We start from the raw sequence: 22,969 nt of genomic DNA, 5'->3' as shown, positions 1-22,969 counted from the left end.
CATGGCGCTGCGTGGACTTCTCTGGCTCGCTTTCCTGTTCGCGATCGCCGTGGTGCTCGCGATCGTCGGTCGCTTCGACACCGGGCAGGTGTTGCTCGTCTATCCGCCGTATCGGATCGATATTTCGCTGAACCTGTTCATCGTCGGGATCATCGTCGCGTTCATCGTGATTTATGCGCTGCTGCGCATCGTGCGCAACATCTGGCGCATGCCGCAGCGCGTCGCGGCGTACCGTGCGCGTCAGCGGGTCGCGAAGGCGCATGCGGCGTTGCGCGATGCGATCGGCAATCTGTACGCGGGCCGCTTCTCACGCGCCGAGAAGGCTGCGCGCGACTCGCTCACCAATCCCGACAACAAGGGTGCGGCGGGGCTGATCGCTGCGAACGCCGCGCATCGGATGCACGAGTACGCGCGCCGCGACGAATATCTCGCGCAGATCGATTCGGCTGACTGGCAGGACGCGCGCCTGATGGCAACGGCCGACATGCGTGCCGATGGCCGCGATGCTGACGGAGCGTTGCTCGCGCTGACTGAAATGCAGTCGCAGGGCGGTCGCCGCATTCATGCGCAGCAGATTGCATTGCGTGCGCAGCAGCAGTTGAAGAACTGGGGCGAGGTGCTCAAGCTCGTGAAGACGCTGGAAAAGCGCGAGGCGATTCACCCCGCTGTTGCCGTGCGTTTGCGGCAGCTTGCGGCGGAGAATCTGTTGCGCGATCGCAGGCACAATGCGGACGCGCTACTCGAGTTGTGGCATTCGCTGACACCTGTCGAGCGGCATTCGCCGCGGCTTGCGGATCTTGCGGCTGAGTTGCTCGTGGCGCTGGGGCGTCCGCAGGACGCACGGAAGATTGTTGAAGAGGCGCTTGCGCAGAATTGGGATGCGCGGTTGTTGCGGCGTTATCCTGATACCACTGGCGGTGACGCGCTGCCGTTGATTCAGAAGGCTGAAGCCTGGCGAAAGGAGCGTCCTGACGACGCGGATCTGATGTTTGCGCTTGGGCGGTTGTGTCTGCATCAGCAGTTGTGGGGGAAGGCGCAGTCGTTTCTTGAGCAGGCGCTCAAGCTTGCTGATAACGAGACTTTAAAGATTCGTTCGCATCGGGCGTTGGCGAGGTTGCATGAGCAACTCGGAGATGCTGATAAGGCTAGTGCGCATTATCGGGAAAGTGCTTTGGCTATGAATGTGGTTTGAGGTTTTTTTGTCTGCGACGCGGTTCAGTGTTTTGCCTTTTCGCTGGCATCCGCGATTTGTTAGCTTGCTTCACGCGTCGCCCCGCACAGGGGCGACGCCTGAATGGCAAACACCGTAGCGCGGATGCCAGCGGCAAAACAAGCAAACCAACCCGGCCGCGCCACAAAGTCAAACAGTCGGATGCCAGAGCAAAGTCAAAAAACCGGCAAAAGCACCGGCAGTGCTCACTTATTCACTAGCCTGGAAGGCACACTAACCGCCAGCACTCCACCAAGCACCATAAACGCCGCGAGCATATACATCCCAGCGGCATTCCCCGAGGTAGCCTGCTTGAGCCAGCCCACTGCATACGGGCTAAGAAACCCCGCCAGATTCCCGATGGAATTAATCAGCGCAATCCCTGCGGCCGCGCCCGTACCAGCAAGAAACGAAGTAGGCAAACTCCAAAACAGCGGCAGCGTAGTAAGAATGCCCATCGTAGCAAGCGTAAGCCCAGCCATCGCCAGGGTGGTGTCATGCGCCCACACGACAGAAAGCACAAGCCCAAGCGCCCCCACAAATCCCGGCACAGCAACGTGCCAACGCCGCTCCCGCAAACGATCGGCGCTGCGCGCAACAAACACCATCGCGACCACGGCAGCAGCAAACGGTATCGCCGACAACAGCCCGATCGTGAACGCGTCAGTGACGCCCGTCGCCTTGATAATCGTCGGCAACCAGAAGCTCACACCATAAAGCCCCATCACGAACGAAAAATAGATCAGGCTCATCATCAGCACACGCGGGCTCAGCATCACCTTGCCGATAGCATGATCTTCCTTCGTCGCGTCTTCGGCAGCGATGTTGCGCTCCAGCAGTTCGCGCTCTTCCTTCGTGAGCCACTTCGCCTTCGAGATGCGGTCGTCGAGCACGATGAACACCAGAATGCCGACGATGATCGACGGTATCCCTTCGAGCAGGAAAAGCCACTGCCAGCCATGCCAGCCGTTCGCGCCGTCGAACGACTTCAGGATGTAGCCTGAGATCGGCCCGCCAACCACGCCCGAAATCGCAATCGCCGTCATGAACCACGTCGTCATGCGCCCGCGCCGGTGCGCCGGATACCAGTACGTCAGATACAGAATGATGCCGGGGAAGAAGCCCGCTTCCGCCAGGCCGAGCAGAAAGCGCATCACGTAGAACATCGTCGGCGTGGTGACGAACATCGTCAGCATCGACACGATCCCCCACGTCACCATGATTCGCGCAATCCAGACCCGCGCGCCGACGCGATGCAGAATCACGTTGCTCGGCACTTCAAAGATGAAATAACCGATGAAGAATATCCCCGCCCCAAAGCCGTAGACAGCGTCGGAAAGGCCCAGGTCGGCGCTCATGCCGAGCTTCGCGAAGCCAACATTCACGCGGTCCAGATAGGCCACGACATAGCTGAGCATCAACAGCGGCGTCAGGCGCCAGGCGACTTTTCTGTAGGTCGCCTCTTCGAAGGTGGAAGGCGGCGCCCCTGCGCCGGGATGGTGGAGCGGATTCGCAGGACTGGACACGCTTGTCTCCTATCGACCGGCGTCGGCGCGGCAGCGCTTCACGCTGGTCTTACGCAAAGCTCGTTATTGTGGAAATGTCGTACCGCCGTTCGCGATTCTAATCTTTCAACGCGCGCTGAATAGCCGCCCCAGCGTCGGGGAAAACACCGAGTTTTCAAAGGTTAAGGCGCATTTTTCCCGGGCGGCGAGGGCAGGCGCTCGCCGCCCGCTGTGCTACACGCAGCGTCCGCCGTCCACTTCGAGACACACGCCCGTGATGAACTCCGCTTCATCGGATGCGAGATAGAGCGCGGCGTTCGCGATGTCCTGCGGGGTCGAGAAGCGGCCGAGCGGGATGCCCGCCAGAAACTTCTGCCGGTTCTCGGGCGTGTCCTCGACGCCCATGAACTCCGTCAGCAAACCCGTCTCGCCGATCACCGGGTTCACGCAGTTCACGCGGATGCGGTCCGGCCCGAGCTCCACAGCCAGGGCCTTGCTGGCGACGATCACCGCGCCCTTGCTGCCGTTGTACCAGACGAGGCCCGGGCGCGGCCGCACGCCCGCCGTCGACGCGATATTGACGAACACGCCGCCGCCTTGCTCGCGGAAGTACGGCACGAACTCGTGCACGCTCCAGTAGATGCTCTTCACATTGACGGCATACACGCGGTCGAATTCGTCTTCCGTCACGTCGAGCACGGGCTTGTTGCGATGCGTGGTGCCCGCGTTGTTGACGACGACCTGCACGCTGCCGAAGTCCTCGATCGCGGCGGCGCGCAACGCGCTCCAGTCGCTCGCGCGCGTCACGTCGCCCGCGACCGCGATGGCCTTGCCGCCCGCCAGCGCGATTTCGCTGGCGACGCGTTCGGCCGCTGCGCCGTTCAGATCGTTGATGACGACGTTCGCGCCTTCGCGTGCATATGTCTTCGCGATGCCTTCGCCGAAGCCCGAGCCGCCGCCCGTGACGATGGCCGTTTTGCCGGTCAACCGCATGATGTCTCCTGTTGTTGTAAGTGCAAAAACGCTTGGTTGTCGTGAGTCGGTCGTGCGTCAGCCGTGCCTGATCGCGACGGTCTTCAGCACCGTGAAGCCATACAGCGCTTCGAAGCCTTTCTCGCGGCCGTGTCCCGAATGCTTCACGCCGCCGAACGGCAATTCGACGCCGCCACCCGCGCCATAGTTGTTGATGAACACCTGCCCCGAGCGCACGCGGCGCGCAATGCGCATCTGCCGGCCGCCATCACGCGTCCAGACACCTGCGACGAGCCCGTAGGGCGTGCCGTTCGCAAGCGTCAGCGCTTCGTCTTCGTCGGCGAAGGGTAGCGCGGCGAGCACGGGACCAAACACTTCTTCGTGCGCGAGCCGATGCGTGGGCGGCACGTCGCGCAACAAGGTCGGCGCCTGATAGAAGCCAGTTTCCGGCGCTTCCGCGATCACTTCGCCGTGCGCCGCCATCGCGATGCCGTCATGCTGCGCGTCTGAGAGGAAATCCCATACGCGGCGCTGTTGTTTCGCGCTGATCAGCGGCCCGCAATCGAGGTCTGCGTGCGCCGGACCGACGCGCAACGCATTGAACGCAGTGGCCAGTCGGTCGAGTAGCGGCTCGTAAATGCTCCGCTCGATCAGCACGCGGCTGCCCGCCGAGCAGGTTTGCCCCGCGTTCTGCACGATCGCGTTGACGAGCGTGGGTAGCGCGGCGTCGAGATCGGCGTCCGCGAAGACGAGTTGCGGCGACTTGCCGCCCAGTTCGAGCGTGACGGGCACGTGGTTTTCGGCGGCCATCTGCGTGACGAGCTTGCCCGTATCGGGCGAGCCGGTGAACGAGATGTGATCGATGCCGGCATGGCGCGCGAGCGCAGCGCCCGCTTCATGTCCGAAGCCGGTGACGATATTGAGCGCGCCCGCGGGCAGGCCGGCTTCGGCCGCCAGCTCGGCGACGCGCAGCACAGAGAGGCACCCATCTTCGGCGGGCTTCACGACGCACGCATTGCCCGCCGCGAGCGCCGCGCCGACGCTGCGCCCGAAGATCTGCATCGGGTAGTTCCACGGCACGATGTGACCCGTCACGCCATGCGGCTCGCGGATCGTGAAGACGGTGTAGCCGTTCTGATAGGGCAGCGTTTCGCCGTGCAGTTTGTCGGCGGCGCCCGCGTAGAACTCGAAGTAGCGCGCGAGCGCGGCAGCATCGCCGCGCGCCTGCTTGAGCGGCTTGCCCGTGTCGCGCGCTTCGAGCTGCGCCAGTTCCTCGTGGCAGGCGGCGACGAGCATCGAGAGGCGGTAGAGCAGGCGTCCGCGCTCGGCGGCGCTCACGGCGCCCCATGCGCCCTCATAGGCGCGGCGCGCGGTCTGGACGGCGATGTCGATGTCGGCGGCCGTGCCGCGCGCGAGCGTGGCGAACGGCTGGCCGTCGGAGGGATCGATGACGGGGATCGTCTCCCCGTTCGACGACGCGGTCCATTCACCGCCGATAAAGTGTTTCGCTTCTTCCACACATGCTCCTTGCCCGGTTGGGCGGTCAGGCGGACATCGAAAGAAACAACGAAGAGATGACGAAAAGGACAGGCGACGGCGGTTGCGTTGCGCAGGCTTTGGCGAAGCGCGGCGGCCGGCCAGGCGTGCGGCCGACCGGTACTGCCACACGCGTAAGACAATTATCGCGCTGATCGCCACGCGGGTGTCATCGGCCGATTGGCTATAATGGCGCATTCCGCAGTGTCCGGGTTGCGGCGCCGTGTCCCGTATGGAGACGCAGCGCGCGCCGTGCGCCTTATTCCCATTTCTTCCTGATCAGAGAGCGCCATGAGCTTCAATCACGTTCCCCCTGGTAAAGACCTCCCGCAAGACTTTAACGTCATCATCGAAATCCCGGCGCAAAGCGACCCGGTGAAGTACGAGGCCGACAAGGATCTGGGCCTGCTCGTCGTCGATCGTTTCATCGGCACGGGCATGCGTTATCCCGCGAACTACGGCTTCATCCCGCAGACGCTGTCGGGCGACGGCGATCCCGTCGACGTGCTGGTGATCACGCCGTTCCCGCTGCTGGCTGGCTCGGTGGTGCGCGCGCGTGCGCTGGGCATGCTGCAGATGACGGACGAGTCGGGCGTCGACGCGAAGCTGATCGCCGTTGCGCACGACAAGATCTGCCCGATGACGGCGGACCTGAAGTCGATCGACGACGTACCGCAATATCTGAAGGACCAGATCAAGCACTTCTTCGAGCAATACAAGGCGCTCGAAAAGGGCAAGTGGGTGAAGGTCGAAGGCTGGGCGGGCATCGAAGCCGCGCACAAGGAAATCTCGGAAGGCGCGGCGAACTACAAGAAGTAAGCGCGTTTTTCGAGCCTGATTGCAAAAAGACGCTCCTTCGGGAGCGTCTTTTTTTGCGCTATCGATCCGACGCAGCGCGTGCACGGATCAGATGCCGCGCTGCCTTAGCGCGGGCTGACAGTCGCGAGGCGGCTGCCTGCGAACGGGTCGTTGCGCCAGTCAACAGTCGGGCGTTCCTGTTTGACCTTTTTCGCCGGCTTGTCGACGGCAAAGTGTTCCGGCGATTGCCCGGCGCTGACAGCGTTGCTGAGCCACTGGGGCATCGCGCCGTTGCCGTCCCACGTTTCGCCAAATGGGCTGCGATAACGCACCGATTGCTGACGACGCCGCTCTTCGGCAAGCGCCGCAGCCAGGTCGGCCACCTTGATGCCGACCTTCGCCATGCGGTGGCGCAAATAGGCAATCATGCTGTCACGCTTTCTTTCGTCCATTTTTTCACCTCGAGAGGTCTGGGTATCGCGTCGGGTATGGGAGCGTCGCAGGTTCTGAGGTGAGCGACGCCGTTGCAGTGACGAAAGTATCTGTTCGAGTCAAAACGGCGTCGAGATGCTTATCTTGAAAACACTGTTGCACGCGACGCACAAGCCGCGCCGCCTCAGGTTTCTGGTTCGCCAGCCGCTTCTTCGCCAGCCGCTGGTTCGCCGGCGGCGACGTCCTCGATTGCAGCAGGCAGCACGGATTCGAGCGTTCGCGCACCCGACGCCAGTTCCCACTTCTGCGCGGGCGCAAGCTGCTTGACTCGGTATTCGGCGCGCGACGCGCTCGAACGGTCGGCCAGTTCGAACGACGCCAGCAGCCGCACCGGCTTGCGCGAGCGCGTATAGCGCGCGCCCGTGCCGCTGCAGTGCTTGTCGAAACGGGCCTGGACGTCGGTGGCGATGCCCGTGTAGACGCTGCCGTCCGAGCATTCGATCAGATACAGAAACCACGGCATGGCGCGCGCCTGTTCCTCGTTATTCCTTGAACGGATTGTGTTCGCGCAGTTCGTCGACATACGCGTGGATATGATTCTTCTCGTTGTCGAGAAAGTGCGCGACGGCGTCCGAAAAAGCGGGATGCGCGAGCCAGTGCGTCGAGCGCGTGACGGTCGGCATGAAGCCGCGCGCCATTTTGTGCTCGCCCTGCGCGCCGCCTTCGAACACGCCCAGCTTCTGTTCGATGCAGAACTCCAGCGGCTGATAGTACGCGGTTTCGAAGTGCAGGCAGGGCACGTGTTCGAGCGCGCCCCAGTAGCGGCCGTATAGCGTGCCGCCCGCGTTCGCGCCGTCGCGCTGATAGACGACGAGCGAACTCGCGATCGGCTTGCCCTCGTACTCGGCGATCACCATCATCAGATTTTCCGGCATCGACGCGCCGATCATCCGGAAGAAGTCGAAATTCAGATACGGACTCGAAAAGTGCTCGCGGTACGTCTGCCGATAACACTTGCTGAAGAAGCGCCAGTCGGCGTCGCTGATGTCTTCGCCAGGCAAGCGCCGGAACGTGACGCCCGCATCGCGCACCTTGCGCCGCTCGGCGCGGATGTTCTTGCGCTTCTTCTGTTCGAGCGTCGAGAGGAAGTCGTCGAAGTGGCGGTAGCCGTCGTTGATCCAGTGAAACTGCACGCCTTCGCGCTGCATCATGCCGAGATCGGTCAGCGCCTCTGCCTCGGTTTCGGTCGGAAACAGCACGTGGAGCGACGACACGTCGGCCTGTTCGGCGAACGCGACGAGCGTTGCGGCGAGATGGCGCAGCGCGTTGGCGTCGGCGGCAATGAGACGCGTGCCCTGCACGGGCGTGAAGGGCACGGCGCACAGCAGCTTCGGATAGTAGGGCAGGCCGTTGCGCTTGTACGCGTCGGCCCACGCCCAGTCGAACACGTACTCGCCGTACGAGTGTTCCTTTGCGTAGACGGGCGCGGCCGCGGCGAGCTTGCCCGTGCGCGGATCAGTCAGCGTGACGAATTGCGGCGCCCAGCCCGTATCCGCGACGGCGCATCGCGTCGCGTGCAGCGCGCTCAAGAATTCGTGGCGCAAGAATGGAGTGGGTTGCGCTTGCAGGTTGAGCAGCGCATTCCATTCGGCGGCATCGACTTCGAGCGGCGAAGCAAGAATGCCTGCGCGGTAATCAAAACGTTCCTGGTTCAATCTGTTCGACCGTTGGCGATCCCGGATGCCGCACTCGCTTGCGTGCATTGTGCGGCAGCGGGTTCAGATGAGGCTGATAAACGAATGTCGCGCGCTTCGTTTTGCTGGCGGCCAGATGCATCGGCACTTGGCGCAGGCGTGACCGCGGCGCGGCGAACGGCCATGTTAAAGCAAATGCGCGCCCGTAGCGCGCGGCATGGCCCGCTCGCGCACGCGATCGAGACCTTGAATGCGCTTACGGCTTATCATCTACGCTGATCGATAGCAGCTGTTTCGCGCGCGACCATTTCTCCCGGTTCGCGCGCATTAGGAATCCCGGACATGAAAGGCAACTTCTTCAACCTGTATTCGCACCGTTTTGCCCGTGTCGCGGTGGGCGTGCCGCGCTGCCGCGTCGCCGATCCGGCCTTCAACGCCGACGAGACGCTGGCGCTTGCGCGCGAGGCCGCGGCGAAAGGTGCGGCGCTCGTCGCGTTCCCCGAACTCGGCTTGCCCGCCTATACCTGCGACGACCTCTTTCATCAGCGTGCGCTGCTCGACGCATGCAAGACCGCGCTGGCAAAGATCGTCGAGGCGTCGAAGACGCTGCCCGTCGCGTTGATCGTCGGCATGCCCCTGCAAGTGGACCACAGCCTGTACAACTGCGCGATCGTCGTCGCGCGCGGTGTCGTGCTGGGGGCGGTGCCGAAGACGTATCTGCCGAACTACGGCGAGTTCTACGAGGCGCGCCAGTACACGCCCGCCGACAGCGCCGTCGCGCGTGACATCGAACTGCTCGGTAAGCAGGTGCCGTTCGGCGCGTCGCTGCTGTTCGAACTGACCGACGTGCCGGACTTCCGCTTCCACGTCGAGATTTGCGAGGACGTGTGGGTGCCCATTCCGCCGTCGTCGTTCGCGGCGCTCGCGGGCGCGACGGTGCTGGTGAACCTGTCGGCGTCGAACGTCGTGGTGGGCAAGTCGGGCTACCGGCATCAACTGGTCGGCCAGCAGTCGGCGCGCTGCCTCGCGGCGTATCTGTACACGTCGGCGGGACGCGGCGAATCGTCGACGGATATGGCGTGGGACGGCCAGGCGCTGATCTACGAGAACGGCGAGATGCTCGCCGAGTCCGAGCGCTTTCTCGACGACTCGCACATGATTTTCGCGGACATCGATCTCGAACGGCTTTCGCACGAACGCATGCGGCAGACCACATTCGGCATGTCGGTGCAACGTCACAAAGACGAAGCGGCGAAGTTCCAGATCGTTCGCTTCGCGATCGGGCACGATGCGTCGCAGGCGCTGCCACTTGCACGCAAGGTCGAGCGCTTCCCGTACGTGCCCGCCGATTCGCGCCGCCGCGACGAGCGTTGCAACGAGGTCTACAACATTCAGGTGCAGGCGCTCGTGCAGCGGCTGTCGGCGTCGAATATCCAGAAGGTGGTGATCGGCGTGTCGGGCGGGCTCGACTCGACGCATGCGCTGCTCGTCTGCGCGAAGGCGATGGACCGGCTGAAGCTGCCGCGCACCAACATCATCGGCGTGACGATGCCGGGCTTCGCAACCAGCGACCGCACACTCAAGCAGGCGCGCGAATTGATGAGCGTGGTCGGCTGCACCGCGATGGAAATCGATATCCGGCCAAGCTGCGAGCAGATGCTGAACGACCTTGGCCATCCGTATTCGGCGGGCGAGGCGAAGTACGACATCACCTTCGAGAACGTGCAGGCGGGCGAGCGCACGAACCATCTGTTCCGTCTCGCCAATTTCCATAACGGCATCGTGATCGGCACGGGTGATCTGAGCGAACTGGCACTCGGCTGGTGCACCTATGGCGTCGGCGATCACATGTCGCACTACAGCGTGAACGCGAGCGTGCCGAAGACGCTGATCACGCATCTGGTGCGTTGGGTCGCGGAGACGGGTGCCGTCGGCAAGAGCGGCTCGGACACGCTGCTCAACGTGCTCGACACGGAAATCAGCCCCGAGCTCGTGCCGGCCAAAGCCGCTGGCGCGATCGAGCAGAAGACGGAATCATTCATCGGGCCATACGAGTTGCAGGACTTCAATCTGTTCTACATCTTGCGTTACGGTTTTTCGCCGTCGAAAGTCGCGTTCCTCGCGCTGCACGCGTGGCGCGACAAGGAGCAGGGCGGCTGGCCTGAAGGCGCGCATGTCGAGCGCAACGAATACGATATCGCCGCGATCAAGCGCAATCTCGGCATTTTCCTGTGGCGCTTCTTCAAGACGAGCCAGTTCAAACGCAGCTGCGTGCCGAATTCGCCGAAGGTCGGCTCGGGTGGTTCGCTGTCGCCGCGCGGCGACTGGCGCGCGCCGAGCGATTCGGAAGCGACCGTCTGGACCGATGATCTCGCAACGGTTCCGGACAAAGCCGCCTGAAATCAGTCTTTATCTGCCGTCGAGCGCGGGTTACTGCACGCGTTGCCATGCCCGGTGCTGGCAACGTGTGCGCTGCGGCGTAGAATCAACGCATCTGAACCTTCCTTTTTCCGAACCGAGACGAGGCCCGCCATGAAACGCATTACCGCCGTCATCAAACCCTTCAAGCTCGACGAAGTCCGCGAAGCGCTCGCCGAAGTCGGCCTGACCGGGCTGACCGTCACTGAAGTCAAAGGCTTTGGCCGCCAGAAAGGACACACCGAGCTGTATCGCGGCGCCGAATACGTCGTCGATTTCCTGCCGAAAGTGAAGATCGAAGTCGTCGTCGCGAACGATCAATGCGATCAGGTGATCGATGCCATCATCGGCGCGGCGCGCACGGGCAAGATCGGCGACGGCAAGATTTTCGTCGCGGATGTCGAACGCGTGATCCGCATTCGTACGGGTGAGGAGAACGAAGCGGCCGTGTGAGTTTCACTGCGGGCGTTGCGCCCGTCGATTGAAATAGCACATCGAAGCAGAAGCATCGGCGTTGCACCGCGCCGGTGCTTTTCTGCACGAGCGAAGTGCCTGAGCGAAATAGACAAGACGCTTGCGCCTTCATCGCGCAGCAATAAAAAAAGGTGCGACACCCTTTCGGACATCGCACCGATACGCGCCTCTCGCAGCAGCGTGAAAACCGTTTCTGTTAAAGCTGTTCTGTTAGCACCGTTCGATTAGAACGAGTGCTGGATACCTGCGTACACGCCCGTCTGGCTGTGGCCGGGCAGCGGGTTGTCCGTTGCGACTGCCGTACCGGAGTTGTTGGCGTTCAGGCCGTAGTTAGCACCCTTGCTGTTCTGCACCGTTGCGACTTGCAGGTCCAGCAGCGTGCGCTTCGACAGGTTGTACGAGCCACCGATCGTGTAGATCGTCGCGTTGCCCGCGCCATTGTTGCCGTTCACGTGATACACGGCAGCGATCAGAGCTGCAGCCGGCGTAGCTTGCCACGTGACACCGCCCCACTCGTGATCGAGCGTCGTCGGCGTGCCCGGCAGAACTGCCGTTGCGCCTGACGTGCGGATCGCCTGGTATGCAGCCTGGATCTTGAACTGACCGAGGAACACGTTCACGAGAGCCGAGTATTCGCGCGATGCTGCGAACACGCCCGTTGCGATGTTGCCCGTGTTGGTCGGATCAGCTGCCGGCGTGCCCGGACCGTACAGACCACCGTTTGCCGGATTGCGGATTTCGTCATAGAGACCGCGGATCTGGAACAGCGACGAGGTGTAGGTGACCTGTGCGCCAGCTTCGCGACCTTGTGCCGTCGTGCCGTTACCGTTCCAGTTCGTCGCGTTCGACAGCGCGTATTGACCGTAGAAGTCAAAGCCTGCGATCTTCGGCGACTGGTAGGCTACGTTGTTGCTCGATTGCGGCCAGTTGCGGCCACGCACCAGCGATGCCGACGACCAGTTCGACTGACCGAACGGATCGAAGTCCCACACACCGTTCGAGATGAAGAGCATGCGGCCCATCGTGAACGTACCGTACTGGTCATTCGCGAAACCGACCGTCGCCCAACGATTGAAGAGACCGCCGCCGCCAGGGCCAGCGCCCGTCATCGTGTTGAACGAGCCTTCCAACTGGAACACCGCCTTCGTGCCGGCGCCCAGATCTTCAGCACCCTTCAAGCCCCACAGGCTGGTACCCCAGTCGCCGCTTTCTGCGCGGAAGCGGTGCGAGCTGCTCGTTGCCGAGCCGTTCACCTGGTTCGTCGGCACACCCGACATGTACTCCAGACCAGCGTCCAGACGCCCGTACAGCGTCACGCTGCTCTGTGCGTGTGCGGCAACGCCAAAAGTCAGCAGCGCTGCGGCAGCCAAAGCTTTCTTCATCTTCTCCTCCATACCCTGTCAAAAAGTAAAGCCAGTACTGCGAGTGGTGCCCGGACGCCAGCAGCGCCGAGCAGGGATCTTGTCCAGGGAGATGCGCGGTGGCCGGTTGTGGTGTCGACGCGCAGCCTTTCTGGCTGTCTGATCGTCATTCCGATCCCTCGCGACCGGTATCTCCTGTTTGTTCGTTTTGAAGTGAAACTACTTTTCTTGAACTTTGTTTTGCTACTTTGGTTACTAATTTAGCAAAATACCCTTCGGTTGGCGAATAAATTAGTGATGCTCGGTAAAGATGTCTCTAAATTGCAATACCAATATGGGACAAGTGGGGGACAGAGGGCTGCGAAGGCCTCTCCACGCCTTGTCGCGCAAGGGACACACCGTTGTTAATGAGTTGCGTCAAGGATTGCCACTATTGACGGAGAGAATCGTCGGGAGTAAACGCGTTTTGGCTGCTGATCGCGCAGATGTTGGGACGACGAAGCTTTTAGGGCGTGCAGGAAGGAGAGGGCGACGCCGCGCGGAAATGAAAAAGGGCGCCCGGTAAGCGCCCTGTAATACTACATAAACTACATTGCAGCCTTATTTCAGGCTTCCCGAGAGGAACTGCTTCAGACGCTCACTCTTCGTGTTCCTGAACACTTCGTCTGGATGGCCTTCTTCTTCGACACGTCCCTGATGCAGGAACATCACGTGATTCGACACGTTGCGCGCGAAGGCCATTTCATGGGTGACGACGATCATCGTGCGGCCTTCCTCGGCGAGCGTCTGCATGACCTTCAGCACTTCGCCGACGAGCTCGGGATCGAGCGCGGAAGTCGGTTCGTCGAACAGCATCACGTCGGGGTTCATGGTCAGCGCGCGGGCGATCGCGACGCGCTGCTGCTGGCCGCCCGACAGATGCGACGGATACTGTTTCTCGAGACGCGGCGCGAGACCTACTTTCTCCAGGTACGTGCGGGCGCGCTCCTCGGCTTCCTTGCGCGAAATGCCAAGCACATGCAGCGGCGCTTCGATGATGTTCTCGAGCACCGTCATGTGCGTCCACAGGTTGAAGTGCTGGAACACCATGGAAAGCTTGGTGCGCATCTTCTGCAACTGCTTCGGGTCCGATACGCGCAGCGCGCCGTGCTTGTCCTTCAGCGTGCGGATCTCCTGGCCTTCGACGAAGATGCGCCCGGCGTTGGGCTGTTCGAGAAAGTTGATGCAGCGGAGCATCGTGCTCTTGCCCGAACCGGACGAGCCGATCACGCTGATCACGTCGCCGCGGTTCGCGCGCAGCGTGACGCCTTTGAGAACTTCATTGTCGCCGTACTGCTTGTGCAGGTTGTCGACGAAAAGCATTTGCGGTGTAGCTGGAGTGTTCATCGGGTTCCTTGACTTGCCTGGGTCGGCGCCTTACTTGCCTTGCGGGCGCAGATAAGCGAGCCAGCGGCGCTCGGCACGGCGGAAAAGCCAGACGAGCCCAAAAGAAATGATCAGATAGAGCAGGGCGGCAATGCCGAACGCGTCGAACGAACGGTAGGTCGCCGAGTTGACGTCGCGCGCGATCTTCAGGATGTCGGGCACCGTCGCGGTGAAGGCGACCGTGGTGGCGTGCAGCATGAGGATCACTTCGTTGCTGTAGTACGGCAGCGCGCGGCGCAGCGCCGACGGCAGGATCACGCGGCGATACAGCGTGAACTGCGACATGCCGTAGGCGCGCGCGGCTTCGATCTCGCCATACGGCGTCGCCTTGATCGCGCCCGCGAAGATCTCCGTCGTGTACGCGCAGGTGTTCAGCGTGAACGCGAGCAGCGTGCAATGCATGCCGTCGCGGAAGAACGCGTTGGTCAGTTCGTTCGAGCGGATCATCTCGAGGCTGTAGAGACCCGTATAGCAGAGCAACAGTTGCACGTACAACGGTGTGCCACGGAAGATATACGTATACAGCCAGACGAGGGTCGACAGCCATTTCTTCTTCGACACGCGCGCGACGGCGAGCGGCACCGACAGGCAGAAGCCAAGGCCAATGGAAACGACCAGCAGCCACAACGTGATGACGACGCCCGTGAAGCGGTAGCCGTCCGTATACAGATAGTTGCGCCAGTATTCCTGGATCAGCTCGATCATAGTTCCGCCTTGCGTACGCCAGTCGAGTAGCGTTTTTCGAGGTACATCAGCACGAAGTTCGAGGCTGTCGTGATGAGCAGGTAGATGGCGCCCGCCATCAGCGTGAAGAAGAAGAACCGCAGCGTGCCCTTGCCGGCATCCTGCGCGGCCTTGACGACGTCCGCGAGGCCGATGATCGACACGAGCGCCGTCGCCTTGACCATCACCTGCCAGTTATTGCCGATGCCGGGCAGCGCGAAGCGCATCATCTGCGGGAACATGATCCGCGTGAACACCTGCCAGCCCGTCATGCCGTACGCGGCGCCAGCTTCCAGCTGGCCGCGCGGCACGGCGAGAAACGCGCCGCGGAAGGTCTCTGTGAAATACGCGCCATAGATGAAGCCGAGCACGGCGACGCCGGCAACGAATGGATCGATGTCGATCTGATCCCAGCCGAGCATGTCGGTGAGATTGTTCAGCCAGATCTGGATGCTGTAGAAGAGCAGCAGCATCAGCACCAGATCGGGGACGCCGCGAATGAGCGTCGTATAGAGCGTGCCCGCGCCGTTCGTGATCCGGTTCTTCGACAGCTTCGCTGCCGCGCCGAGCAAGCCCAGCACGAAAGCGAATGCGAGCGACAGGATTGCCAGCTTCACGGTCTGCACCGTGCCGGCAAAGATGAGCGGGCCGTAGCCTTGAAAGAGCATAGTGGGTCCTTGACGACGCTCCCGAGCGCCGCGAAAGACGCGGCAATCCGTACGCTGCGGCGGTTCGTCCGAAGGCGGATGCCTTCGATGTCTCCCGTGCGGCGCACAGCATGCCGCTGTGCGAATCATGACTGCCTGGCCGTTACTACCTGACTGGCCGGCAGCGCGTTTTCCTGCCTTGTTCTACTGCGTTGCGACTCTCGGTCCGACTTTATTACGAAGCCCGCAGACCAGCCCATCCGGGCCAGCCCCGAGCTTTCGCCGCATCTGACGCGATGCAGCGGCTTTTCAGTGCCTGTTATCGGCTCTGGAAAATATCGACGTCGAAATATTGCTTTTCGAGCTTTGTGAACGTGCCGTCCTGGTGAACCTCGGCAAGCGCCTTGTTCAGCTTCGCCTTCAGCTCGCCGTCTTCCTTGCGCACGCCGATGGCCGTGCCTTCGCCGAGCGTCTTCGGGTCCTTCACTTCCGGGCCCGCCCACGCGAAATCCTTGCCGCGCGGCGTCTTCAGGAAGCCGGCGTCGGCCTGCAGCTCGTCCTGCAGCGCGGCGTCGAGACGCCCCGTCGCCAGATCCGCGTAGACCTGATCCTGGTTCTGGTAAGGCACGATCGTCACGCCTTTCGGCTCCCAGTACGCCTTCGCGTACGCTTCCTGCGTCGAGCCCTGTTCGACGCCGACGTGCTTGCCTTCTAGGGATTCAACCGTTGGCAGCAGCGGCGAGCCCTTCTTCGCGATCATGCGCGCGGGCGCGTCGAACAGCCTGTCGGAGAAGTCGATCTGCTCGCGGCGCTTGTCGGTCACCGTCAGCGACGACACGATGATGTCGAACTTCTTGGCCTTCAGCGCCGGAATGATGCCGTCGAGATCCTGCGGAATCCATACGCACCTGACGTTCATCTTCGCGCACAGCGCGCGGGTCAGATCGACGTCGAAACCGATCATCTGGCCGCTCGGCGCCACGGATTCGAACGGCGGATAGCTGGCGTCGACCCCGATACGCACGGTTTTCCATTCTTTTGCCATGGCTCCCGACGCCATGACGGCGAGCGCCACGCACAGTGCGTATTTCTTCATGTTTCTCCTGACTTCCCGGTCGCCGCATGCGTTCTTGCGGTGACGGCAGCCCGCGTGCGGCCGGCCGTCGCCATTCTAGGCGGACAAAAATAGGCTGCCCGTTCCGGCGGTGGATTGTTTTGGCCCGGAGGCCTGTTCCACGCCGCCCGATGGCGCTCTTACTCTGTCCGCTTCGTGCGCGCTCCGACGGTTACCGTGCGTTCCTGCCGAGCCCGCGCTGCCGGCTGCGCCGTCCGGACGCGGCACACGCGTCGACCCATTCCAAAAAGCGCGGTATTTTACCCGAACCCGCGCGCCGTGCCAGTCCTCGAGGCATGGAAAAAGCCCTTTGCCGCCAGAGACATGCACGCGCGACACGCGGTCGCGGCGTGCTGGCGAGCCGTCCCGCCGCAGCGCGGCGGCTGATGCAGCGTGCATTGCGCGGCTCCCGGGCATTGCCATCATTTATGAAACGATCCGGTGCGGCGGTGCGGATTGTGCCTCGCGGGCGCAGCCCATACATTCCCGTCATCGGAAATTATTCACGGGAGATTCAGATGATCAGGATTCGTCGTTCCGACGAGCGCGGCCACGCCAACCACGGCTGGCTGAACGCCAAACACAGCTTCTCGTTTGCCGATTACCATGATCCCGAGCATATGCACTTCGGTCCGCTGCGCGTGATCAACGAGGATCGGATCGCCGCGGGGCAGGGCTTCGGCACGCACGGGCATCGCGACATGGAGATCGTCACCTATGTGCTCGAGGGCGCGCTGTCGCATCGCGACAGCCTCGGCAACGGCTCGACGATCCGTCCCGGCGACGTGCAGCGCATGAGCGCCGGCACGGGCGTGATGCACAGCGAGTTCAACGGCTCGCAGGAAGACCCGCTGCATCTGCTGCAGATCTGGATCATCCCGAAACGCGCGGGCGACGCACCGGGCTACGAGGAAAAGCGCTTCACCGATGCCGACAAGCGCGGACGGCTGCGCGTCGTGGCAGCGCCGGACGGCCGCGACGGTGCGGTGACCATCCACGCCGACGCGTCGATCTACGCCGGTCTCTTCGATGGTGCGGAGCGCGACGAGCTTGCGCTCGCAGCGGGGCGCCAGGCGTATGTGCATGTCGCGCGCGGCGCCGTCACGGTCAATGGCGAGGCGCTGAAGGCAGGCGACGCCGCGATGATCACCGATGCCGCGAGCGTCACGGTCGAAAACGGCGAGGGCGCGGAAGTGCTGCTGTTCGACCTCGGTCAGTTGCGTTGAGCGAGGCGGCGCCTTCGTTCATGTCGTCCGTGCCGTCCGTGCGTCTGCCGGACGGCCAATGAAACAACGCCACGGAAGCTGCCTTCCGTGGCGTTTTGTTTTGCGCGCGTCACGCCCGGCGAAGGGCGTTCATCCACACGCCGACGCGCGCGCCGGAACGCGGCCAACCTCGCTTAAGGCTTCACCGCCGAAGCCGCTGCGTCGCCCTGATGCTTTTCCCAACGCTCGTGCATCTTCTGGTGACGCTGCTCCATCTTCGCGAAGTGCTGCTTCAGCGCGGTGCTGACGGTGGTCTTCTGCTGGTCGTTCAGGCCGTTATAGAAGTTCAGCCATGCCGTCGACGTCTGCTCGCGCAGCTGCGCGTCCTTCTGCTCGATCTGCTGATGCGCGGCGTGCATCGCGTTCAGGTCGAGAATAGGTTGCTGCTGCATTTGCTTGAACTGCTGGCGCATCTGCTCATGGTTCGCACGTTCGGCTTCATGGCTTTGCTTCATCGTGTCGACCGCGGCCTGCCATGCTTTTTCCTGATCCGCGTTCAGTTTCAGTTGCCCGTGCAACTGGTTCAGTTCCTTCATGAAGCCGCCGTGGTGCCAGCCCGGGCCGCCGTGGTCCATGCCCGGACCACCTTGGGGCTGCGCGGCGAACGCGGCCCCGAGACTGAGTGCAAGCGATGCAGCGGCAACGGCGAGAAAGCGTGATGTTTTTTTGGACATTACTGTGCTCCTTGATCAACTAGCCGACGATGCCGCCCGTCTCGAAGGTGGACCAGCGCGCATTCGGTAAGGCACAGCGTAGAGCGATCGAATGCAGGTCGTGTTACGCGTATCCTTGCGGAAGTTACGTGACATTACGTGTGCCTTTCGCGGTAACACCCGGTAACCCTTTAGGGGCCAGTAGGGGCGGAAACGCAGCGGGGCGCGCGTTACACTTCAAACCATGGCTACTCAAATTCTGGTCGTCGATGACGACGTCGAACTGCGCGATCTGCTGCGCGATTATCTGGCCCGGCAAGGCATCGAAGTGTCGGTGCTGCACGACGCCAGTTCACTGGAGCGCCGCATTGAGCGCGAACGGCCCGATCTGATCGTGCTCGACCTGATGATGCCCGGCGTCGACGGTCTCACGGCGCTGCGCAAGCTGCGCGCATCGGGCGACGATATCCCCGTCATCATGCTGACGGCGCGTGCCGACGACGTGGATCGCATCGTCGGCCTGGAGCTCGGCGCGGACGATTACCTCGGCAAGCCGTTCAACCCGCGTGAACTGCTCGCGCGCGTGCAGGCGGTGTTGCGCCGCCGCAAGACGCTGCCGTCGGCGGCTGCGCCCGAACAGCGCGAGCCGTTCTCGTTCGGCCGCTTCACGCTCGACTTCCAGTCGCGCACGCTGCATCAGGAAGGCAAGCCGCTCACGTTGTCGGGCAGCGAATTCGCGCTGCTGAAAATCTTCGTCAATCACCCGATGCGCACGCTCACGCGCGAGCGCCTGCTCGAACTGCTGCACGGTCCCGAATACGACGGCACCGACCGCGGCATCGACGTGCAGGTGTGGCGCCTGCGCCGCATTCTCGAAACCGATCCGTCCGTGCCGCGCTTCATTCAGACCGTACGCGGGCGCGGCTACGTGTTCGTCCCCGATGGCGAGCAACATGCGGCGTCCAATTGATTCGTTGTTCGGGCGGCTCGCGCTGCTCGTCGTCTGTGTATTGCTGGTGTCGCATTTCGCGTGGTATCTGCTAGTGCGCTTCGAGCGCAACCAGTCGCAGACGCGCTATGCCGTCGAAGAGGCCGTGTTCCTCGTCGACGCGGTGCGCGATCACGTCAGGCGCGAGCCGGATCAGCCGCTGCCTTCGCGCGTGCGGCTGGTCGATCCCGCGAGTGCCGACGTGCCGCCCGACGTATCGAAATTGCCCGCGCCGCTGGATCGTTTCGTCGACGACGTGCGCGACCGTCTGCCCACCTCGACGCAGGTGCGCGTCGGCACGCCGGGCAAGCCGCCCGCGCTGTGGGTTCGCGCGGCGAGCGACCCAAGCTGGATCGTGGTCCCCGTGCAGACGTTGCGGCCGCCACGCTCGCTCGACCGGATGGTCCTGTGGCTCGGCATCATTTTCTCGGCGGGTGTCATGGCGGCGCTCTTCGCGGCGTGGCAGCTGCAGCAGCCGTTGCGCTCGCTTGCGCAGGCGGTGACGCGCTTCGGGCGCGGCCTGCCCGTGCCGCCCGTGCGTGAGCGCGGCCCACGCGAACTGCGACAGTTGACGCACGGCTTCAACCAGATGGTGCAGGAGGTCGCGCGCACCGAGCATGATCGTGCGGTCATGTTAGCGGGCGTCGCGCACGACCTGAAGACGCCGCTTGCGCGTCTGCGACTGCGCGCTGAGATGATGGACGATGCGAAGACGCGCGACGGCGTGGTGCGCGACGTCGATTCGATGACGCATATCGTCGAGCAGTTTCTTGTGTTCGCGCACGACGGCGGCGACCGCAGCGAACCCGTCGAAGTCGACTCGCAGTGCGAGCGCGTGGTGCGCAGCTATCGCGCGGTGTCGGGCGGCGCGCCGACGGTGCAGACGGATCTGCGCGCCGGTCCGGGCTTCATGCTGCCCGCCGCGACGCTCGACCGCATCCTGTCCAACCTGCTCGACAACGCGCATGCGTATGGCGCGCCGCCCGTCACCGTGGCCACGGCGCGCACGTCGCAGGGCTTCACGCTGACAGTCACGGACAACGGCAGCGGCATCGCCGCGCAGGATCTGATCAACGCAAGCCGGCCGTTCGTGCGGCTCGATCCGGCGCGCGGCGGCAATGGCCACAGCGGCCTGGGCCTTGCGATCGTCGAGCGGCTTGTGCGGCGCGCGGGCGGCGATTGGCAGATCGGCAACAACGATGCGCCTGACGGCGGGCGAGGCTTGCGCGTGCAGATGACGTTCCCGCTGGAAGCGGTGTCGCGCACGGTGGCGGCGTCGGAAATCGTCTGGTGAGTGTGATGCGCCGCGCGCTTCGGCTGCGCGGCATTCAGAAACGGATCTGGGGCACAGGTATTGCGACGGCCCCGTCCATACCGTTCGATCAGGCAGGCAGCGTGCCTATTCAGTGAAGAGCGTGTTGAGCGCGGCGGCGGCTTCGCTGTCTACGGTATTCCACGTCACCGTATCCGCCTCGAAGATGTAGTGCGTCGTGTACTTGCCAAGACGCGTGAGGATTTCTTCCTGTATCACTTCGGGCGCGACTTCCAGCTTCAGATACCACGCGGTCGACGACAGGCGCGTCTGAAACGCGCCGTACTCTGCGAGCAGATGATCGAAGGCGTCAGCGTCCTGATCGCGGCAAACGATGACCAGATTTCCCTTCATGCGAACCTCCGGGGAGCGTAAAGCGGTGATCACAACTTTCGGATGAAAGTCGATGATACCTGCTTAAGCTCCGATTGCCCGGCGGCCTCGACATGCGCGATGCAGCGCGCATCCTTGACTGGTCAGAGAGCGTTTCGTCTGCTTATCGGGTTCACCCAACTCTACGAGCAGGCGTCACCAGGCATTGGCGGGCGTGCGCGTGGGCGGCGCGGTATCGTCGGGCGGCACGGCCTCGCTGCGGTCGCGGCCGCCCTGTTTCGCGGCGTAGAGCGCCTGGTCGGCGCGGCTGATGATGCGCTCGGGCAGATCTTCCGCCGACAGCTCGGTAATGCCGATACTCACGCTCAAGCCAACCGACTGCGGCAGCTTCGCCGACGGCGTCGCCTTCAGGCGCACGCGCAGGCGCTCGACCACTTCGAGCCCGGTCCCGAGCGGTGTCGACGGCAGCAGAATGCCGAATTCCTCGCCGCCCAGCCGGCCGATCGCGTCGCTGCCGCGCAGCTCGGCGCGGCAGGTATCGACGAAGTGTTCGAGCGCGCGGTCGCCGGCGGCGTGGCCAAAGCGGTCGTTGATCTGCTTGAAGTGATCGAGGTCGGCGATCGCCATGCACAGCGGCTCGCCCGTCGCGCGCGCACGGTCGATCTCGTGACGCAACAGGTCGAGGAAATAACGGCGCGACAGCGCGCCCGTCAGCGCGTCGTGACGCGCTTCTGCGGACAGCAGCGTGTTCGCCGACTGCAACTGCTCGGCCAGCACGCGAGTGGCGCGGTGATGGCGCCGCTCGCGCAGATACGAGACGGTAATGACCCAGGCGAGCGCCACCGTGCCCGCGAGCGTCAGGAACACCAGCAGATGATCGCGCTTGTGATTGCGCATCAGCTCGGGCCACGCGACAAGCGGATCGACGAGATGCGCGGAGAGACCGGAGTTCAATCCGCTTCGCGACTGGTAGAGCGTCGGGATTGGCTGGCCGGGCATGTCGAACAGCTGGTCGGCGATCGCCGTCGGCACCCACGGCGCGTCGCTGCGCACCTGGCTCTTCACAGGCTGGATCTGGATGGTTGCGAACTGGTCGCGATGATAGGTGCCCATGCGCTCGACCGCGTTCATCTGCGTGACGCGCGAGTTCGGCATGGCCTGGCCTTCGAGCGCGGCGTTGTGCGCCATGATGACCACGCCGTTGTCGTCGGTGACGAAGGTGCCGGCGTGCGCGACCCAGTGGCGCAGCCGCGCGATGCCGACCTTGGCGACGATCGCGCCGACCAGCAGGCCGTCGTCGTAGACGGGCGCCGAGATGAAGATGCCCGGCTCGCCGCTCATGCGGCCCACGCCGTACGCCTCGCCGAACGCGCCGAGCAGGGCGTTGGTCAGGTAGCTGCGCGAGCGCATGTCGAGCCCGACGAACGAATGCGCGTTTTGCGCGTTGCTCGCCGCGACGCACAGCCCGTTCGCGTTGACCAGCCAGATGATGTCGAGGCCCGAGAAGCCCTGGGCGTCGCGCAGAAAACCGTTGATGCCCGCCAGTTCGGGCGACTTCAGCAGATCTTCGCGATGGGCGGGTTCCAGGTCGACGCCTGACGCGGCATAATTCTGCGAGTGCGTCAGCGCCTGCTGGATCACGCCGAGTTCGGCCATGGTGGCGGGTATTGCCCGTGACATCGCCAGGTCGCTCGCGATCACTTCGGCCATGTTGTAGACGATCGAGGCGGACATTTGCCGCTGCTGGCGCAAGGCGGTATCCAGTTCTTGCTGTACCATCCGGTCCGCGACCAGGCCGGAGGCGAACCAGCATGCGAGCACGACCAGTACGAAGCTGGCCGGTCCCAATGCCTGGCGCAAGGTTGTCCTTTTCATCGACCCTCTGATCCGTCTGACTGATTCATGCAACAACGTCTTTCGTTGCAACGCGCTGGCGCTGGGCCGTTCCTGCCAATTTTCACCGTGCTTCGCACGGAGCCAGGATAAATGCGCCGCGCCACCGTCCTCGTCGCCGTTGGCCAGCAGGTTTCGCCGCATCCCGATTTTAACCGGCGCACGGCCCGGCGCTAGCCAGGATTTGCGCGCGCGAAAGTCCCGTGTGGGGTATTA

At 63.3% G+C, this 22,969-nt stretch carries 21 protein-coding genes; 7 read left to right on the top strand and 14 right to left on the bottom strand.

What is annotated here, in order from left to right; all coding sequences use genetic code 11:
- Window position 1 precedes the first annotated feature (1 nt).
- Window positions 2-1,192 (top strand): heme biosynthesis protein HemY, encoded by a 1,191-nt coding sequence (locus H1204_RS12160; RefSeq protein ID WP_180728502.1) that lies wholly within the window; start codon window positions 2-4, stop codon window positions 1,190-1,192.
- Between the two features lie 224 nt (window positions 1,193-1,416).
- On the opposite strand, the gene H1204_RS12155 is transcribed toward H1204_RS12160, so the two are convergent.
- From H1204_RS12155 to H1204_RS12145, 3 genes are all read right to left on the bottom strand, one after another.
- Entirely contained in the window at window positions 1,417-2,736 is a 1,320-nt protein-coding gene (locus H1204_RS12155) for an MFS transporter (protein ID WP_180728501.1), read from the bottom strand.
- Window positions 2,737-2,949: 213 nt separating this feature from the next.
- Complete coding sequence (locus H1204_RS12150; protein WP_180728500.1) at window positions 2,950-3,708, bottom strand: SDR family oxidoreductase; 759 nt, start codon at window positions 3,706-3,708, stop codon at window positions 2,950-2,952.
- Between the two features lie 57 nt (window positions 3,709-3,765).
- Entirely contained in the window at window positions 3,766-5,205 is a 1,440-nt protein-coding gene (locus H1204_RS12145) for an aldehyde dehydrogenase family protein (RefSeq protein ID WP_180728499.1), read from the bottom strand.
- A 309-nt stretch (window positions 5,206-5,514) separates the two neighbouring features.
- Between H1204_RS12145 and ppa the strand changes: the two genes are divergently transcribed.
- The gene (gene ppa, locus H1204_RS12140) at window positions 5,515-6,042 is read left to right on the top strand and encodes an inorganic diphosphatase (RefSeq protein ID WP_180728498.1); all 528 of its coding nucleotides are present in this window, start codon (window positions 5,515-5,517) and stop codon (window positions 6,040-6,042) included.
- A 104-nt stretch (window positions 6,043-6,146) separates the two neighbouring features.
- Here the strand turns inward: ppa and H1204_RS12135 are convergent, their stop codons facing one another.
- From H1204_RS12135 to H1204_RS12125, 3 genes are all read right to left on the bottom strand, one after another.
- Window positions 6,147-6,524 (bottom strand): H-NS family nucleoid-associated regulatory protein, encoded by a 378-nt coding sequence (locus H1204_RS12135; protein WP_346015743.1) that lies wholly within the window; start codon window positions 6,522-6,524, stop codon window positions 6,147-6,149.
- A 113-nt stretch (window positions 6,525-6,637) separates the two neighbouring features.
- Window positions 6,638-6,976, bottom strand: a complete 339-nt coding sequence (locus H1204_RS12130) for a GIY-YIG nuclease family protein (RefSeq protein WP_180728496.1) — start codon at window positions 6,974-6,976, stop codon at window positions 6,638-6,640.
- A gap of 19 nt (window positions 6,977-6,995) precedes the next feature.
- Window positions 6,996-8,168 carry a GNAT family N-acetyltransferase gene (locus H1204_RS12125; RefSeq protein ID WP_180728495.1) on the bottom strand — a complete coding sequence of 391 codons (1,173 nt, stop codon included), beginning with the start codon at window positions 8,166-8,168 and terminating at the stop codon, window positions 6,996-6,998.
- A 321-nt stretch (window positions 8,169-8,489) separates the two neighbouring features.
- Between H1204_RS12125 and H1204_RS12120 the strand changes: the two genes are divergently transcribed.
- Both H1204_RS12120 and glnK read left to right on the top strand, forming a co-directional pair.
- A complete protein-coding gene (locus H1204_RS12120) occupies window positions 8,490-10,547 on the top strand; it encodes an NAD(+) synthase (protein ID WP_180728494.1) in 2,058 nt (685 codons plus the stop codon).
- 132 nt (window positions 10,548-10,679) lie between these two features.
- Window positions 10,680-11,018 (top strand): P-II family nitrogen regulator, encoded by a 339-nt coding sequence (gene glnK / locus H1204_RS12115; protein ID WP_007587958.1) that lies wholly within the window; start codon window positions 10,680-10,682, stop codon window positions 11,016-11,018.
- 245 nt (window positions 11,019-11,263) lie between these two features.
- On the opposite strand, the gene H1204_RS12110 is transcribed toward glnK, so the two are convergent.
- The 5 genes from H1204_RS12110 to H1204_RS12090 form a co-directional block, all read right to left on the bottom strand.
- Window positions 11,264-12,421, bottom strand: a complete 1,158-nt coding sequence (locus tag H1204_RS12110) for a porin (protein WP_180728493.1) — start codon at window positions 12,419-12,421, stop codon at window positions 11,264-11,266.
- Window positions 12,422-13,000: 579 nt separating this feature from the next.
- Window positions 13,001-13,786, bottom strand: coding sequence for an ATP-binding cassette domain-containing protein (locus H1204_RS12105; RefSeq protein ID WP_274608181.1), 786 nt, complete (start codon window positions 13,784-13,786; stop codon window positions 13,001-13,003).
- A gap of 30 nt (window positions 13,787-13,816) precedes the next feature.
- Window positions 13,817-14,530 (bottom strand): ABC transporter permease, encoded by a 714-nt coding sequence (locus H1204_RS12100; RefSeq protein WP_180728492.1) that lies wholly within the window; start codon window positions 14,528-14,530, stop codon window positions 13,817-13,819.
- Window positions 14,527-15,216, bottom strand: a complete 690-nt coding sequence (gene hisQ / locus H1204_RS12095) for a histidine ABC transporter permease HisQ (RefSeq protein ID WP_180728491.1) — start codon at window positions 15,214-15,216, stop codon at window positions 14,527-14,529. The genes H1204_RS12100 and hisQ overlap by 4 nt, the downstream gene beginning before the upstream one ends.
- A 298-nt stretch (window positions 15,217-15,514) precedes the next feature.
- Window positions 15,515-16,291: an ABC transporter substrate-binding protein gene (locus H1204_RS12090; protein WP_180728490.1), complete on the bottom strand. Its 777-nt coding sequence runs from the start codon at window positions 16,289-16,291 to the stop codon at window positions 15,515-15,517.
- A 536-nt stretch (window positions 16,292-16,827) separates the two neighbouring features.
- Between H1204_RS12090 and H1204_RS12085 the strand changes: the two genes are divergently transcribed.
- Window positions 16,828-17,535 carry a pirin family protein gene (locus tag H1204_RS12085; RefSeq protein ID WP_180728489.1) on the top strand — a complete coding sequence of 236 codons (708 nt, stop codon included), beginning with the start codon at window positions 16,828-16,830 and terminating at the stop codon, window positions 17,533-17,535.
- 173 nt (window positions 17,536-17,708) lie between these two features.
- Here H1204_RS12085 and H1204_RS12080 read toward each other — a convergent pair whose 3' ends face one another.
- Window positions 17,709-18,248: a periplasmic heavy metal sensor gene (locus H1204_RS12080; protein ID WP_180728488.1), complete on the bottom strand. Its 540-nt coding sequence runs from the start codon at window positions 18,246-18,248 to the stop codon at window positions 17,709-17,711.
- 223 nt (window positions 18,249-18,471) lie between these two features.
- Between H1204_RS12080 and H1204_RS12075 the strand changes: the two genes are divergently transcribed.
- Window positions 18,472-19,197 (top strand): response regulator, encoded by a 726-nt coding sequence (locus H1204_RS12075; protein WP_007587938.1) that lies wholly within the window; start codon window positions 18,472-18,474, stop codon window positions 19,195-19,197.
- Window positions 19,181-20,509: an ATP-binding protein gene (locus tag H1204_RS12070; protein ID WP_180728487.1), complete on the top strand. Its 1,329-nt coding sequence runs from the start codon at window positions 19,181-19,183 to the stop codon at window positions 20,507-20,509. The genes H1204_RS12075 and H1204_RS12070 overlap by 17 nt, the downstream gene beginning before the upstream one ends.
- A gap of 105 nt (window positions 20,510-20,614) precedes the next feature.
- Here H1204_RS12070 and H1204_RS12065 read toward each other — a convergent pair whose 3' ends face one another.
- Both H1204_RS12065 and H1204_RS12060 read right to left on the bottom strand, forming a co-directional pair.
- Window positions 20,615-20,881 carry a hypothetical protein gene (locus H1204_RS12065; RefSeq protein ID WP_036003535.1) on the bottom strand — a complete coding sequence of 89 codons (267 nt, stop codon included), beginning with the start codon at window positions 20,879-20,881 and terminating at the stop codon, window positions 20,615-20,617.
- Between the two features lie 174 nt (window positions 20,882-21,055).
- A complete protein-coding gene (locus H1204_RS12060) occupies window positions 21,056-22,735 on the bottom strand; it encodes a sensor domain-containing diguanylate cyclase (protein WP_180728486.1) in 1,680 nt (559 codons plus the stop codon).
- Window positions 22,736-22,969: the final 234 nt, after the last annotated feature.

Origin of the sequence: Paraburkholderia sp. PGU19 (genome assembly GCF_013426915.1) — a bacterium.
Lineage (GTDB): Bacteria > Pseudomonadota > Gammaproteobacteria > Burkholderiales > Burkholderiaceae > Paraburkholderia.
The sequence above is the reverse complement of the archived record's forward strand: the minus strand, read 5'-3'. Positions and strand labels throughout refer to the sequence as shown.

What these genes read in the sequence shown, in the direction of transcription:
- H1204_RS12120 (WP_180728494.1), top strand. Translation starts at nt 8,490, where the DNA reads ATGAAAGGCAACTTCTTCAACCTGTATTCGCACCGTTTTGCCCGTGTC.
- H1204_RS12075 (WP_007587938.1), top strand. Translation starts at nt 18,472, where the DNA reads ATGGCTACTCAAATTCTGGTCGTCGATGACGACGTCGAACTGCGCGAT.
- H1204_RS12060 (WP_180728486.1), bottom strand. Translation starts at nt 22,735, where the DNA reads ATGAAAAGGACAACCTTGCGCCAGGCATTGGGACCGGCCAGCTTCGTA.
- H1204_RS12065 (WP_036003535.1), bottom strand. Translation starts at nt 20,881, where the DNA reads ATGAAGGGAAATCTGGTCATCGTTTGCCGCGATCAGGACGCTGACGCC.
- H1204_RS12070 (WP_180728487.1), top strand. Translation starts at nt 19,181, where the DNA reads ATGCGGCGTCCAATTGATTCGTTGTTCGGGCGGCTCGCGCTGCTCGTC.
- hisQ (WP_180728491.1), bottom strand. Translation starts at nt 15,216, where the DNA reads ATGCTCTTTCAAGGCTACGGCCCGCTCATCTTTGCCGGCACGGTGCAG.
- H1204_RS12130 (WP_180728496.1), bottom strand. Translation starts at nt 6,976, where the DNA reads ATGCCGTGGTTTCTGTATCTGATCGAATGCTCGGACGGCAGCGTCTAC.
- H1204_RS12150 (WP_180728500.1), bottom strand. Translation starts at nt 3,708, where the DNA reads ATGCGGTTGACCGGCAAAACGGCCATCGTCACGGGCGGCGGCTCGGGC.
- H1204_RS12160 (WP_180728502.1), top strand. Translation starts at nt 2, where the DNA reads ATGGCGCTGCGTGGACTTCTCTGGCTCGCTTTCCTGTTCGCGATCGCC.
- H1204_RS12090 (WP_180728490.1), bottom strand. Translation starts at nt 16,291, where the DNA reads ATGAAGAAATACGCACTGTGCGTGGCGCTCGCCGTCATGGCGTCGGGA.
- glnK (WP_007587958.1), top strand. Translation starts at nt 10,680, where the DNA reads ATGAAACGCATTACCGCCGTCATCAAACCCTTCAAGCTCGACGAAGTC.
- H1204_RS12105 (WP_274608181.1), bottom strand. Translation starts at nt 13,786, where the DNA reads ATGAACACTCCAGCTACACCGCAAATGCTTTTCGTCGACAACCTGCAC.
- ppa (WP_180728498.1), top strand. Translation starts at nt 5,515, where the DNA reads ATGAGCTTCAATCACGTTCCCCCTGGTAAAGACCTCCCGCAAGACTTT.
- H1204_RS12080 (WP_180728488.1), bottom strand. Translation starts at nt 18,248, where the DNA reads ATGTCCAAAAAAACATCACGCTTTCTCGCCGTTGCCGCTGCATCGCTT.
- H1204_RS12100 (WP_180728492.1), bottom strand. Translation starts at nt 14,530, where the DNA reads ATGATCGAGCTGATCCAGGAATACTGGCGCAACTATCTGTATACGGAC.
- H1204_RS12085 (WP_180728489.1), top strand. Translation starts at nt 16,828, where the DNA reads ATGATCAGGATTCGTCGTTCCGACGAGCGCGGCCACGCCAACCACGGC.
- H1204_RS12110 (WP_180728493.1), bottom strand. Translation starts at nt 12,421, where the DNA reads ATGAAGAAAGCTTTGGCTGCCGCAGCGCTGCTGACTTTTGGCGTTGCC.